The organism is Bacillus cereus G9842 (assembly GCF_000021305.1).
Classification (GTDB): Bacteria; Bacillota; Bacilli; order Bacillales; family Bacillaceae_G; genus Bacillus_A; species Bacillus_A thuringiensis_S.
On sequence record NC_011772.1, the window covers coordinates 985971 to 1000017 of the forward strand.

Here is a 14047-nt window from a genome sequence, read left to right on the forward strand (position 1 = left end):
AGATATAAAAATGTCACACGATGTGAAAGAACTAATCGAAGGATTGAATGAAGATTTAGCAGGAGAATACTCAGCAATTATTATGTATAACCATAATGCAGCTACAGTTTCTGGTATATATAGACAAGTATTGAAACCTTTCTTTGAATCTGAAATTAGTGATGAACAAGGACATGCCCTATATTTAGCGGAGAAAATTAAGACGTTAGGTGGTACACCTACTACGATCCCTTTACCAGTGAAACAAGTAGAAGATGTTAGAGAAATGTTAGAATCCGCTAGACAATCAGAATATGAAACAATTAAGCGTTATGAAACGAGAAAAGAACAGGCAGCGAAATTAAATATGACAGAGTTAGTTGTAAAACTAGAAGATATGATTGCAGATGAAACAAATCATATGGAAGAATTAGATCGTCTTTTAAATGATAAAGCAATGGTGTTAAATTAAAAGTAGAAATTTATACAGTGAAAGAACAAATTCCTATTTCTAGGGGTTTGTTCTTTTGTTGTATAAATATGTTTGAGTACGAAATTTTCATTTTGTAACTGAGTATGTAATACTAGAAAAATAGAAAATGATAATAGATTTACATTTTAAATAAGAAAAGGGGAAATAACTTGTGTCCATTTTAATTGTTGATGATAATCCGGTTAACATATTTGTAATTGAGAAAATTTTAAAACAAGCCGGATATCATGATCTTGTATCGCTCAATTCTGCACAAGAGCTCTTCGAATACATACAGTTTGGAAAAGATTCTTCCAGGCATAATGAAATTGACTTAATACTATTAGATATTATGATGCCTAAAATTGATGGACTTGAAGTTTGTAGGCGATTACAAAAAGAGGAGAAGTTTAAAGATATTCCTATTATTTTTGTTACAGCTTTAGAGGATGCAAATAAGTTGGCCGAAGCTCTTGATATGGGGGCAATGGATTATATTACGAAACCTATAAATAAAGTTGAACTATTAGCACGTATGCGTGTAGCGTTACGCTTGAAATCGGAATTAAATTGGCATAAAGAACAAGAAGAAAATCTTCGGAATGAACTAGATTTAGCTACGCAAGTACAAAGAAACTTATTAAGTAGCCCATTAAGAGAAGATTATATAAAAATTGAAGCAAGTTACTTACCTTCATTTAAATTAGCTGGAGATATGTATTATTGGTATAAAATCGATGAAAACCGCTACGGTATTATATTATTAGACGTGATGGGACATGGTATATCTGCTTCATTAGTTTGTATGTTTATTTCGTCTGTATTACGTGAAACGATTAAATCTTTAATCGATCCAGAACTTGTCATTAAAGACTTAAATAAATATATGACTCTTTTACATAATGAGAATGACGATATTCCATATTATTTTACAGCGATATATTTAGTAGTAGATACAGAAAAGAGAACGATTGAATATGTAAATGCAGGGCATCCTTCTGGATACGTTTTAGTTGATGAAACAAATATGGTTGAACTAAATCGCGGGAGTTGTGCGGTAGGATTTTTTGATGAAATAAAAGTTGAAAAGACAGTTATACCTTTTGAGAAGAACGCTCAAATCGTATTGTTTACAGATGGTGTTCTTGAAGCAATTGCAAATGATGAATTTGAGGCTGAAGAGAAATTACGTACTTTTACAGAAAGAAAATGGGGAGATTTAGAAGGCGAGATAGAAGGGTTTTATAAGGGAGAACAGAAGAAAGCACAATCAGATGATATGTGCCTAATTATGATACAAACGAATGCAAAATAAAAAGCGTATGAAATCCAAACAGAGGATTTCATACGCTTTTTATCCCGCATTAACGGGCAGTAAGACTCCCACCAAAAAATTTAGTCTGAAGCAAAGAAGGCAGGTGGGAGATCAACTGTCCGTAAACGCCCGATTGGTGAGGGCTGATAATCAGTGGGGAATCCCCCCCATCTGATTAAAGTTTCACTTTATTGTATTTTTTGATAAATTTGTTCGCTAGGATTAAATTGGGTATAATGCGGCATTATATCTGAAAAACGAAGAGTTTCTTTATTCCCTAAACATAGAAATCCATTGTGACTTAAACTTTCATAAAATAGTTGCTGCACTTGGTTTTGAAGTTTACTTGTAAAGTAAATTAAAACGTTACGACAAAGTATAATATGAAACTCGTTAAAAGATTGATCGGTTACTAAATTATGCTGTGCAAAAATAATGTTTTGTAAAAGTGATGGATTGAAATAAGCAAAACGACTATCCGTCGAATAATAGTTAGAAAATGCTTGTGTACCGCCAGCTTGTAAATAGTTTTTCGTGTAAGTTTGCATTTTATTTAATGAAAGTATGCCTTGTTTTGCTTTTTCTAACACATTTGTATTCATATCTGTTGCATAAATAACAGCCTTTTCACTTAATCCTTCTTCGTGAAGTAAGATGGACATTGATAATACTTCTTCACCAGTTGCGCATCCAGCATGCCAAATTCTAATTTCAGGATGTTTTTTCAATTCAGGAATAACATGCTCTCTTAGCGCTTTAAAAAAAGCAGGATTACGGAACATCTCAGTTACATTAATGGAGAAATCATTTAATAACTGTTCTAAAAACCCTTCTTCATGAATTACTTTTTCAATTAATTTTGAAATGGTAGGGATATTAGAGAGCTGCATTCTATTGCAAATCCTTCTATAAATAGATGTGCGAGCATATTGGCGAAAATCAAATCCTGATAGTTTAAATACCGCTTCTAATAGTAATTCAATTTCTAAGTTCGTACGCTTATCCGTATCTACTGATGGATCAAAATTATAATACTTATTTTCCACTCCAACTAAACCTCACTTATTTTATTAACCATACACTCATTACCGAATAGAGTTGATGTAGGTTTAATGGTTTACTTATATAATCTGAAGCGCCAGCAGATAAACATTTTTCCTTATCATTTGGCATTGCTTTAGCAGTTAATGCGATAATAGGTATTTCATGTAACCCTAAGTTCATTCGGATATTTTCCATCGTTTCATAACCGTCCATATTAGGCATCATAATATCCATTAAAATAAGGTCAATATTTGTATTGCTTTTTAGTATTTCTAAACACTCTATGCCGTTTTGGGCAGTAATAATGTTGGCGTTTTGTTTTTTTAATGCATTTTGTAACGCAAATATATTTCGATGATCATCATCGACAATTAAAATGGTTTTCTCTTGGAAGACGTTATTTGTTTCGGTAGTAACGATAGTTTCTTCAACAACTTCAGCAGGAATAACGTCATCTACCGTTGCTGCGACTTCTAAATTGGATAACTGTATATCATGTAATCCATTTGGAAGGTTAGGAATATATACCGTGAAAGTACTACCTTCTCCTAAATTACTCTCTAACGTAATCCAACCACCTAATAATCTAGCAAACTCTTTACAAATAGATAACCCTAAGCCTGTACCACCATATTTCCGAATTGTTGCTCCATCTGCCTGTTGAAAGGCTTCGAAAATAAGTTGATGCTGTTCTTTAGCGATACCAATACCAGTATCTTTTACTGAAATTGTAATCCACTCTTTACTTATAGATTGCATATCATGACTCAAATTGGTTGTTTCTATCGGATTGAAATGTAAAGAGACGGATCCTTTTTCTGTGAATTTAAATGCATTGGATAGTAAGTTTTTAATAATTTGTTCAATCCGTTTTGCATCTGTATAAAACAAATCTGGAATCGTATCACTGTCTTCAATAGTAAATTCGACATTTTTTTGTGCAGCTATATGTAAAAAGTTTTGATGCATATTGGCTGCCATGTCACTTATGTTCGTTGCTTCAAAAATGATGTCTAGTTTGCCTGCTTCTACTTTAGATAAATCTAGTATGTCATTAATTAAAGTAAGTAAGTCTTTCCCTGATGAATGAATGACAGTTGCTAGTTCAATTTCATCATCCGATAAATGATTATCATGATTTTCTCTTAACATTTCAGATAATAGTAAAATACTATTTAACGGTGTGCGTAATTCATGTGACATATTTGCTAGGAACTCAGATTTGTATTTTGAGCTGCGTAACAACTCACTTGCTTTTTCTTCTAATTCTGATTTAGTAATTTGTAAGTCAGCTGTTTTCTGCTCAGCTTCTTCAGTTCTAGACTCTAATTGTTCATTCGTTGTTCGTAATTCTTCTGCTTGCATTTGTAGTTCTTCCGCTTGCGTTTGCAATTCTTCTGATTGAACTTGTAACTCTTCTGTCATTGCTTGTGATTCATGTAAAAGAGTTTGAATTCGCATACGTCCCATAATGCTATGGATTGTCAAACCTAGATTATCAACAGTTTGTTGAATTAAATCTTGATGCAAGTCTGAAATCTCAGTTACACTTACTAACTCCATTACTGCAATTACTTCATCCTCAAATAAGATAGGGATGACTAGTAGGTTTTTAGGGCGTATTTCTAATAATCCAGTAGTAACGTAACGGAATTCTTCAGGTATGTCCCTGAGAATAAAACTTTTCTTTTCTAAAGCAGACTGTCCAATGAAACCTTCACCCATTTTAATAGACTGTTTTCCAACATCAGGACCTTGACCGGCGAAAGAAGCTTTCTTCACATAGTAGACAGTGTCTTCAATTTCTTCACGAACATAAAATGCACCGCAAGAAGTTTGCGTTTTTTGTATAACCCCACTAAGAATTTTGTTACCTAACATCTCAATAGAAGATACACCTTGATACATTAAAATTAATTCTGCAAGCTCGGTTTGCAACCACTCTCTTTTCGATATTTCGTCTAGTAAGTGGTTCGTTGTATGAGCTAGATCTTTTATTTCATCATGGCTGTTTACATGAATTCTTTCCGTAATTTTTTCTTTGGAAGAAATGGATTTAATAGCTTGAATTACATTTTTAATCGTTTTTGTAATGGAATTCGAAATATAGAGTGAAACGATAATGGAAATACAAGAAAGTAAGAACAATAAACTGTATAACCAAATCTCTAATTTATTATTTTCAATATCTAATTGTGCAGCTCTTTTTTTCGTTAGTTGCTCCTCAGTGCTACGGAAGTTAGTTAGCTGCGACTGTAATGACTGAATTTGAGTCGTGTCGATTGTTTGTACATTATTACTATTATTATTTGTAATGAGTGGGTGAATCTCTTTATTAATCCAACTAGTAATGTTTTCGTTAATCTGTTTTAATTTTTCTTGCTGAGAGGGGTTATCCTCTAATAAAGAAAAAAGATCTTGATAATGTTTTTCGTAATCCTTTTCTGCAGCGTTAAGGGATTGAACGTAATTTGCATCATTAGAAGTGATAAATCCTTTCGCTTTATTTTCAATTGTTAGTAAATCTTTCTCCACTTGATTCGTTAAATTAAGAACTTTAAAATCGTGATCAATAATAAAATTACGAGATTTTTGTAAACTGGAAATCCCATTGTTTAACATAATGAAAGAAATAAGCAAGAACAAAATGATAACTAAATAACCAGCCATAATTTTGTAACGAATACTAAATTTTGCTTTCGATTTCATCAAAAATTCCTACCTTCAAGATTATTAAAAGTTTTCTATTTTAAAGAATAAAAAACGTAATATATATTATATCAGTTTTCATAAGGCCAAACTAGAAATCCCCCTACTGTATTAGGGGGTTCTTTTTTCATAGAGGAAATCATTTTGAAATATAAAAACATATATGAAAGGTAGTAAACGGGGGAATAGAGGATAACAAACATTCTAAGAAGGAAAGAGTGTTCTTAAAGCTTTTTTTGCATCTATTCCTTCAAAAATAAATAATACAAGATCTTTCTTTTTTACAGTAAGGAAAAAGGATACTAGAGTGCTTAAATTTTTGATTGATGTCATTGTTCCATGTTTACTTATAAACAAATTAGCTTGAAATGTTGTCATTAAAGCATAAAAATGATGAATCTGAGTTATTGTAGGTGTTTCATTATAAGAAATAGTAGTAGAGTGAATGGCGTTCATCGTAATATTCCTTTCCATATAGTGAGCATAACAATATAAACATACCCGTTTTAGAAGATGTTAAACGTATAAATAAGAAAAATATAATTAAAGTTTTTTACGTTTAGAAAGAGTTAGGAAGGGTATACATATACTATAAAGAGATTGACTGAAGATGAATTGTAAGATGTCTATGTTTAGTAGATTAGTCTATCAAAATATACTTTTACTTTAAATAAAAAGGAGCCTGGTATACATGAATGAAATGATGATTGATATTACATTTGATTTAATTTACTTGTTAAGTAGTTCACTTGTAGTGCTTTTACTATTCGCATTTTTCGTAAATGGTTATGTTAATAAGAAGGTTAGTGTATACAGAAATGAAGAAAAATAAAGATACATTATATAAAACTTTAGGAGATTAATAGTTATGAATGTAGATAGAAAAATAGTAGGTGTTTTTAGAACAATTGATGATGCGGCACTCGTTATTAATGAATTAAATGATAAAGGATACCCAGCAGATAACATTTCAGCTATTGCGAAGGATCAAAAGGAAATTGAACACCTGGAAGAAAAATCGGGTGAAAAAGTTAAGAATGAAACTGCACATAAAGCAGATATCTTTTCAGCGACAGGGCTTGTAGCAGGAGGAGTAGCAGGGGGACTAGGTGGTTTATTAACTGGCCTTGGTATACTTGCCATTTCTGGAATGGGTCCAATTGTAGCAGCAGGACCAATCGCAGCAGCTATTGGTGGAGCTGGTATTGGCGGAGGAGCTGGAAGTTTAATAGGAGCATTTATAGGATTAGGAATTCCAGAAGAACATGCTAAAAAGTATGAAGAATATATTTACGATGGAAATATATTAATTTTAGTAGATGCAACATTAGATGATAAGTTAGAAATTTATAAAATATTTGATAAGCATAATGCTTATAACTCTGATTTCTTTAAATAATATTTACTTCACATATCAATTATGCAAAATATAAACATAGTGAATATCGTTTTTTTGATCTTACAACTTTGGCGCGGCCGAGGAGTCGTATGACTATAAGAGAGGAAGGGCTTATAGTAAAAGATCAAGTTCTATCATGTTATTTAAAAGGGAAGAGGTGCCTTTTCGTGATTGTAAAAATATTAAAGGATAGCAGTAATAGCTTCCTTTGTACAGTTCAAAATAAAAATGGAGACCAGTATGTGAAAAAGTGGTTTAGTAAACATGAAAATAATAAAGAATTAGGACGACCAACTTTTAAAGAAGTAGAAAAAGATTGGAAAGAAAATAGAGAATCGTTTATGTATCCCAATATTAAAGCGCTTTATTAAAATGGAACATAATGCGCGTTTTATTATTACAAAACTGTCACATTCCTGTAAGGTAATTCAATAGATTAGATACTTTTTCCGTGTCATAATAAAGTCATAAGAAAGCTTATCAAAACTACAACTTATTAGGAGAGTGTCAGTCATGATTGTAACAACAACTTCTGGAATTCAAGGTAAAGAGATTATTGAGTATATTGATATTGTAAATGGTGAAGCTATTATGGGTGCAAACATTGTCCGCGATTTATTCGCTTCTGTTCGTGATGTTGTCGGTGGTCGTGCTGGTTCTTATGAAAGTAAGCTTAAAGAAGCTCGTGATATCGCAATGGGCGAAATGAAAGAACTTGCAAAACAAAAAGGTGCGAACGCTATCGTTGGTATTGACGTAGATTACGAGGTTGTTCGTGATGGAATGTTAATGGTAGCTGTCAGTGGTACAGCTGTACGTATATAAGTAAATAAAAAACAGGCTCACCCCTTGAAGTTCATGCTTTGAGGGGGTTTTTTGTTTTTAAGTTGTAAAAGTAAAAAGAATGGGATTGTATTTCTTAGAAAAATAGAAGTGCCAGTAGCATAAATGGTATTTCGTACAAAAGAGCGAACTCGTTCAAATTATAGAACAGTTTTAAGGGCTAAATGAAAAAGAAACAGTAATGCTACATATATGTAACGTAAGTGCGAATTTTATAATAAAATTGTTATTTGAGATAATGGAAGAATTAGTGGTATAAATAACTTTATAGATAATAATCAAAATAGAGAAGACAGAGTGTTCATAGATGGAATGGTTAAGGGGATTTTCCAATCTGTAATAAAAAACGGAGGTACCGAGAACGTTTTACAGATGTCTGTTACATAAAATTTATAATGGATTGGGGGCAATTTATATTATGTTTTGGTTAGGAGGCTTTTTAGGATACATTGTAGGTTCTATTACTACATGTGCGATACTTTACTTTGGGTATAGAGCCGAGAAAAACAAAAAAGCGAATATGCGAAAGAAAGAGGGGAGAAAAATCAATAAAAAAGGCGTATAGGATGTGGAAGAAAAATTGATAACATTGATGCAAAAATAAAGGACAGTTACATATTTTATATGATTACTATGTACTGTCCCGCTTATTCCTTTTGGATTAACAAAAATTGTTTCCTGTCTTGCTATAAATTTCATAGGCAAAAAAACCAAATAAATAGCCTATTCCGGATCCTAAACTAATGGAAAGCAGTGAGAAATCTGGGAAAAACATGCCGAAAATCAAACCGATTATACAGCCAAAAAGCATTCCTATAGGTATTAAACTATCTAATAACAGTTGAGCTTTTTGAGGTTTTTTCTTACCTAATTTTCCTTCTTTATATTTCCGTTCCATTCTTTTTATTACAAATACTACAATTCCACCAACTATTAAAACGGGCGCGATTGCCGAAATGAACCACATATTAGAAGCTCCTTTCGTATTTTAACCAAATTATACCATGTAATAACATTTTTTAGTTTAAGCGGAGATAAGATTTTTTGCTTCTCCTTCCTTTTTGTTCATGACTAAAGTTAATAGGAGTAAAATTAAGCTTAAAAGTGCCATTATAATAAAAACTTGCGTATAACTATCAAAATAGTCACGAGCGATTCCAGCTAGGACAGGAATGAATCCGCCCATAATATATCCTCCTGATTGCATCATAGCAGTCCATGCACTTGCATCTTCTGAAGTTTTTGTTTCATATAGTGGCAGCATAAGAGCGAGTGGAAATACGCCGCCGAGCCCGATCCCTAGTAAAATAGAAGGGGTCCATGGTGTAGTTAGTGGGTAAATCATAAGCGATAAACCTACGAGTACGAAGCATATACTTCCTAATAACCAAAGTGCTCTGTTTTTATAAATATCCGCTAATGTTGGAATTAAAAAGCTACATATCATTTGAATCACTGTAAAAACAGTTATAAGAGTACCCGCTTGCTCGCTACTCACACCCATACTTTGATTTGCTGGCGCAAGCCAAGTCGTAATGGAATAAAAGATTCCTGATTGTAGTCCGAAAAAGATTGTAAATAACCATGCTTTTTTATTTCTTAAAGGCAATTTATTATTCTTTTTATTTTGTGTGCTCGTCTTCTTTTTTCGTTTCATAATGGGATACCAAAATATAATGGCGATAATAGTTAGTGCACCCCAAAAAGCGAGTGCCATATTCCAAGATCCTTTTAATACATGTTGTAAAGGAATCGTTAATCCTGAACTTAAAGAAGCACCAGTACCCATACCTACTGAATATATTCCAATCATTAAGCCGATTTTCGTAGGGAATTTTTCTTTAATAAAACCTGATAATAACGGACCTGCAAGTGCAATTCCAATACCGATAAATAAAGAGCTCGCGAATAATGTGGAAATAGAAAAGGTAAAAGCTCTCATACATGTTGCCAAGCCAATTAAAATAAGACAAGCCATAATTGATTTTTCTGCCCCGTATTTCTTAATTACCTTCCCAGTCAGTAAGGCGAATGTCCCCATACAAAAAACAGGAATAGCTGTTAAAAAACTAACGGAAAAATTGCTTATATTTAAGTCTTGTCGGATTGTTTCTAATACAGGTGAAACAGATGTAATTCCGATACGTAAATTAATAGAAACAAAAAATAGCGCTAGTATATACAAATAAGTTCGTTCTTGATGTTTCAATTTCATTTTCTCCTCTCTTAAACATCAGATGTTATTGAGTATATCATCTGATGTTTTTGTGTAATAGATAAGGAGCTTATTTCAGCTCCAAATTTTGAACAGCGTATTTTCGTGCTTCTTCAGTATTTTGTTTTAAAATCGCTTGGAATAACTTTTCATGAATGTCAGAGTTATCTTCATAGTTCGCTGTATTTAATATGAATTGGCTTAAAATGTGACGAAGGGCAGGTACGAAAGATTGATACAAATCAAGTAGAACTTCGTTTTTGCTCGCCTTTGCAATGGCTAGATGAAACTGAATGTCTGCATCTATGTATGCTACATAATTTCCTTCTTGAAGGGCATTTTTTCTTTTATTCAAATGTCCTTTTAAGTATAAAAGATCCTCGTCGCTTCGGCGCTGTGCCGCTAACATCGCTACTTCTTTATCTAACATATTTCGTGCTTCATACACATGATTTATATTAGCTGCTTGTAGTCGTTTTTCAAATGAATCTTGCGTTATATTAAGTGAGACAATACGAGTACCTTGTCCTTGTCGAACTTCTAATATGCCAGCATGTACTAATATTTTTATGCTTTCTCGTAGCGTTGAGCGTCCTACCCCTAACTCTTCCATTAATTGCGGCTCTGTAGGGAGGCGATCACCAACTTCATACTTCCCAGAAAAGATTTTCTCTTGTAGACGTTCCAATACTTCATCGACTAATTTCCGCCGAGAAACTTTTGAAAAAGATTTCTTTTCGTTCATATTCATCTGCTCATCTCCTGTTATGTTCGCTTTTATGATAACCAATATAAGTGCTGTTGACAATGTTATTTTTAGGTAGTTGAAGCCGGGATATCAAAATTAGGTTTATAAGGCATAAAAAAATCAATCAAAATAGAGTCTTCAATTGCATTCAATAACTCGTCAAAAACACTTTCCCTTTCGTTTTCTCAGCAGATTGCACAACATCAACTGCCGCTTTCACATCTGCTAAGTCATACGTAGAATGTACCGTCATAAAACACAATTGCTTATTTTCTACTAAACGAATTAAGTGACGAAACGTTTCTTGCCATTTATATGGTGACACTTCATTATTCCAATGTCGTAAATGAAATATGTTTGCGTGTACTTTTGCTTTCGTGACAATCTCGGCCCAGTTCACTTGTATTCCTGATAGAAGACCGATCGTTAAAAAATGCCCGTTTGGACGTAAGGAGAAAGCTAATTCATTTCCAGCCGGCCCCCCGATAGAATCAATCGCAGCATCTGCACCTCTGCCGTTTGTTAATGTCATAACTGTTTCATAAAGCGGGGCAGTGGAAGTATCAATTACATATGCAGCACCAAGGCGTAGTAATTCTTCTGTATGCTTATTATTTCTTGTAACGGCAATGAATTGGAAGTTTAAAATTTGTGATAACTGCGCAAATAGATGTCCAATAGCAGATCCACAAGCATTCACTAATAAAACGTCATTACGTTGTAAGTTTAACGTTTCTGTACAAGTAACCCACGCCGTAAGAGGGTTAATATACATTTGCGCTGCTGTAAAATCATCGATGGAATCAGGGATAGGGACTACAAAATCAGCTGACGTCTTCACATACTCTTGCCAAGTACCTTCCCCGCGTAAAGGTAACACACGTTTACCGATAAGGTCTCGAGTAACGCCTGCGCCAACATCTTCTACAATACCAACACCTTCATAACCAGGTATGTTAGGCAAAGGGATTCTATGTGCGTATGCTCCAGTGATGGGAATTAAGTCAGATGGATTAATCGGTCTAACTAGCATACGAACGAAAACTTCATTATCTTTCAGTGGTTCTATATTTTTATATTCAACTTGTAATACGTCTTTTGGATTGCCAAACTTATGAAATTGAATGCATGTTCCAAGCAAAGTAATTTGCCCCCTTAGTTTGATTGGGTTTATTATAGCATTTTTGGTTTAGGTGGTTATTTTGTTAGTGATAAATAGGTTTTTTAATTTGCGTATTTATCAGAATTTTATAAAATGTGTATATAACTATAAAATGGGGGGATTTCTTCATGTGTACTAGTTTGACGTTACAAACAAAAAATTTCCAGCATCTTTTTGCGAGAACAATGGATTTCACATTAGATATGAATCAGGAAGTAATAATCATTCCTCGGCGTTATCAGTGGAAAAATATAACTGGTGAAACGATCCGAGCGAAAAAGGCTGTTGTCGGAATGGGAATTAATCATGAAGGAAGGGTTATTATGGCGGACGGAGTAAATGAAGCTGGTATGACATGTGCCACTCTCTATTTCCCGGGATTCGCTACTTATAGTAACAGCATAGATGACCATAAAACGAATTTAGCACCATTTGATTTTGTGGCTTGGAGCTTGACGCAGTTTAATTCTGTTGAAGAGTTAAAAAAATCTGTTGATAACATTTCCCTTATAGATGTACCATTACCAGTTTTAGGGATTACTCCGCCACTACATTGGATTTTAGCAGATAAATGGGGAGAGTGTATTGTACTTGAGCCGACAACTGATGGAATAAAAATGTATGACAATCCAATAGGAGTGATGACTAATAGCCCGGAGTTTAATTGGCATTTACAAAATTTAAGACAATATATTGGACTTAAATCGCAGCCATTTGCACCAACCGAGTGGGGAGACGTACCATTAAGTGCTTTTGGCCAAGGTTCCGGATCGATGGGACTTCCTGGAGATTTCACCCCGCCATCAAGATTCGTGCGGGCAGCATATGGCAAACAAAACATTCAAGGTATAGAGAACGAAGAAGACGGGATATCGGCTATTTTTCATATCTTATCAAATTGTGAGGTTCCTAAGGGGGCAGTAATAACAGAAGACGGTATATTAGATAATACTATCTATACAAGTGCAATGTGTATGGAGTCTGGAACATATTATTACCATACTTACGATTGTAGACAAATTATAGCCATTCATTTATTCAATGAAAATTTAGATACAGTTGAGATTAAAACGTATCCGTTCCAGCGGAAGCAAAAAATCTTTTATGAAAACTGATAAAAACACCTCCATTGAATTTGCATACTTAGTATGCGAATTCGGGAGGTGTTTTTCTATTAAGCCGAAGCCTTCTTCATTCTCTCAAGTAAACTAGATAACACATGCGTACGATACGATTCTAGTTTTTTACCTTCATAAGTACGGATACCTAATTTTTTAAGTTCTTTTACATACCAACCTTTGCTTCCGAAATACATGTGATCGCTCCCCTTCAACTTTGTTTTTATTTGTTCTGATTGCATATGGAGGTACAGGTAATATAATGAAGGAAATGAATTTCGCGCGAAAATGGTTAACTTTGTTGCAAAAGACATATATACTAAAGATAGTATACAACGAGGTGGACAAGACGTGATTATAGAGAAGCACGAAATTCAAATTGACCAAATTACTAGCGGTAAAGTGAATATCTTTACTTTCTATAGAAATAGAAAGCAAATTGATGATCATTTTTTACGATTGCAAGAACCATCGCTTACAGCAAACTACTTCTTCCATTTTCATTTTGATGCAGAGAGCTTGCATCTACTGCAGGAAGAGTTTCCAGGCGTATATCCGTACGACGGTAGTGAAACGATTCACGACTGGACGGAAAAGATGAAAGCTGAATTGCAACATCAGATCCAAACAGGTAAATGGAATAAACGCGTACGTATTGGTAATCGCATTCTAGATGTGGTGTTTACGTGGTGTGACGAAGATATAGTAGAGTGAAAAAGAAGCGGATGACGCTTCTTTTTTTTAGCGCTGGAATAAAACGAGCTTACCTGCAGTAGATGTACAGCGATGTGTTTTTTCATACAATCCTTTTTCTTGTAAAATAGATTCACCTTTTGCTTTTGCTTCTTTTTCAGTTGCCGCCTCGAATGATTCGTCTAATGCTTTTGAACCATCTTTTTCAAAGACTGTTAGAACGTATACTCCCATGAAAATTCCCTCCAATAATTAAAATCAGAATCTTATAATTATTTTGACATAAAACGCTACAATATGCAAAGAAATATATGACATTGCGTGGTAAAATAGAATGAAACTTTAATCAT

18 protein-coding genes are annotated in these 14047 nt (G+C 33.7%); 9 read left to right on the forward strand and 9 right to left on the reverse strand.

All coding sequences use genetic code 11. The features are described from left to right. Positions 1-10: 10 nt before the first annotated feature. Together BCG9842_RS04930 and BCG9842_RS04935 are read left to right on the forward strand one after the other, a co-directional pair. Complete coding sequence (locus tag BCG9842_RS04930) at positions 11-451, forward strand: ferritin-like domain-containing protein (protein ID WP_000017755.1); 441 nt, start codon at positions 11-13, stop codon at positions 449-451. A gap of 172 nt (positions 452-623) precedes the next feature. After that, on the forward strand, positions 624-1766 hold the full coding sequence (locus tag BCG9842_RS04935; protein WP_000025524.1) for a fused response regulator/phosphatase: 1143 nt from the start codon (positions 624-626) through the stop codon (positions 1764-1766). A 188-nt stretch (positions 1767-1954) separates the two neighbouring features. Here BCG9842_RS04935 and BCG9842_RS04940 read toward each other — a convergent pair whose 3' ends face one another. From BCG9842_RS04940 to BCG9842_RS04950, 3 genes are all read right to left on the reverse strand, one after another. Continuing rightward, on the reverse strand, positions 1955-2812 hold the full coding sequence (locus BCG9842_RS04940) for a CheR family methyltransferase (RefSeq protein WP_000429058.1): 858 nt from the start codon (positions 2810-2812) through the stop codon (positions 1955-1957). 16 nt (positions 2813-2828) lie between these two features. Beyond that, positions 2829-5519: a response regulator gene (locus BCG9842_RS04945; RefSeq protein WP_000836705.1), complete on the reverse strand. Its 2691-nt coding sequence runs from the start codon at positions 5517-5519 to the stop codon at positions 2829-2831. A gap of 204 nt (positions 5520-5723) precedes the next feature. Next, a complete protein-coding gene (locus tag BCG9842_RS04950) occupies positions 5724-5975 on the reverse strand; it encodes a hypothetical protein (RefSeq protein WP_000991351.1) in 252 nt (83 codons plus the stop codon). A gap of 235 nt (positions 5976-6210) precedes the next feature. Here BCG9842_RS04950 and BCG9842_RS31210 point away from each other — a divergent pair, with 235 nt between their 5' ends. From BCG9842_RS31210 to BCG9842_RS31215, 5 genes are all read left to right on the forward strand, one after another. Then, positions 6211-6351, forward strand: a complete 141-nt coding sequence (locus tag BCG9842_RS31210; RefSeq protein WP_001004568.1) for a hypothetical protein — start codon at positions 6211-6213, stop codon at positions 6349-6351. A gap of 36 nt (positions 6352-6387) precedes the next feature. Next, complete coding sequence (locus BCG9842_RS04955) at positions 6388-6918, forward strand: general stress protein (RefSeq protein ID WP_001100085.1); 531 nt, start codon at positions 6388-6390, stop codon at positions 6916-6918. Between the two features lie 167 nt (positions 6919-7085). Beyond that, positions 7086-7289, forward strand: coding sequence for a DUF4028 family protein (locus BCG9842_RS04960; RefSeq protein WP_000635853.1), 204 nt, complete (start codon positions 7086-7088; stop codon positions 7287-7289). 142 nt (positions 7290-7431) lie between these two features. After that, positions 7432-7743 (forward strand): YbjQ family protein, encoded by a 312-nt coding sequence (locus BCG9842_RS04965; RefSeq protein WP_000637513.1) that lies wholly within the window; start codon positions 7432-7434, stop codon positions 7741-7743. Between the two features lie 436 nt (positions 7744-8179). Then, positions 8180-8326 carry a hypothetical protein gene (locus BCG9842_RS31215; RefSeq protein WP_000498641.1) on the forward strand — a complete coding sequence of 49 codons (147 nt, stop codon included), beginning with the start codon at positions 8180-8182 and terminating at the stop codon, positions 8324-8326. Positions 8327-8422: 96 nt separating this feature from the next. Here BCG9842_RS31215 and BCG9842_RS04970 read toward each other — a convergent pair whose 3' ends face one another. The 4 genes from BCG9842_RS04970 to BCG9842_RS04985 all read right to left on the reverse strand — a co-directional run bounded on the left by BCG9842_RS04970 (position 8423) and on the right by BCG9842_RS04985 (position 11865). Next, positions 8423-8728, reverse strand: coding sequence for a hypothetical protein (locus tag BCG9842_RS04970; protein ID WP_000264237.1), 306 nt, complete (start codon positions 8726-8728; stop codon positions 8423-8425). A gap of 57 nt (positions 8729-8785) precedes the next feature. After that, positions 8786-9976, reverse strand: a complete 1191-nt coding sequence (locus BCG9842_RS04975) for an MFS transporter (protein ID WP_041488111.1) — start codon at positions 9974-9976, stop codon at positions 8786-8788. Between the two features lie 70 nt (positions 9977-10046). Next, complete coding sequence (locus BCG9842_RS04980) at positions 10047-10727, reverse strand: FadR/GntR family transcriptional regulator (RefSeq protein WP_001056900.1); 681 nt, start codon at positions 10725-10727, stop codon at positions 10047-10049. A gap of 145 nt (positions 10728-10872) precedes the next feature. Continuing rightward, positions 10873-11865 (reverse strand): zinc-dependent alcohol dehydrogenase family protein, encoded by a 993-nt coding sequence (locus tag BCG9842_RS04985; RefSeq protein WP_000901739.1) that lies wholly within the window; start codon positions 11863-11865, stop codon positions 10873-10875. Positions 11866-12014: 149 nt separating this feature from the next. Between BCG9842_RS04985 and BCG9842_RS04990 the strand changes: the two genes are divergently transcribed. Then, complete coding sequence (locus BCG9842_RS04990; protein WP_000337586.1) at positions 12015-13001, forward strand: choloylglycine hydrolase family protein; 987 nt, start codon at positions 12015-12017, stop codon at positions 12999-13001. Between the two features lie 59 nt (positions 13002-13060). Here the strand turns inward: BCG9842_RS04990 and BCG9842_RS04995 are convergent, their stop codons facing one another. Beyond that, on the reverse strand, positions 13061-13201 hold the full coding sequence (locus BCG9842_RS04995; protein WP_000273536.1) for a YflJ family protein: 141 nt from the start codon (positions 13199-13201) through the stop codon (positions 13061-13063). A 154-nt stretch (positions 13202-13355) separates the two neighbouring features. Here BCG9842_RS04995 and BCG9842_RS05000 point away from each other — a divergent pair, with 154 nt between their 5' ends. After that, positions 13356-13718 carry a hypothetical protein gene (locus BCG9842_RS05000; RefSeq protein ID WP_000582776.1) on the forward strand — a complete coding sequence of 121 codons (363 nt, stop codon included), beginning with the start codon at positions 13356-13358 and terminating at the stop codon, positions 13716-13718. 27 nt (positions 13719-13745) lie between these two features. On the opposite strand, the gene BCG9842_RS05005 is transcribed toward BCG9842_RS05000, so the two are convergent. Beyond that, positions 13746-13931 (reverse strand): YhzD family protein, encoded by a 186-nt coding sequence (locus BCG9842_RS05005; protein ID WP_000539552.1) that lies wholly within the window; start codon positions 13929-13931, stop codon positions 13746-13748. Between the last annotated feature and the right edge of the window lie 116 nt (positions 13932-14047).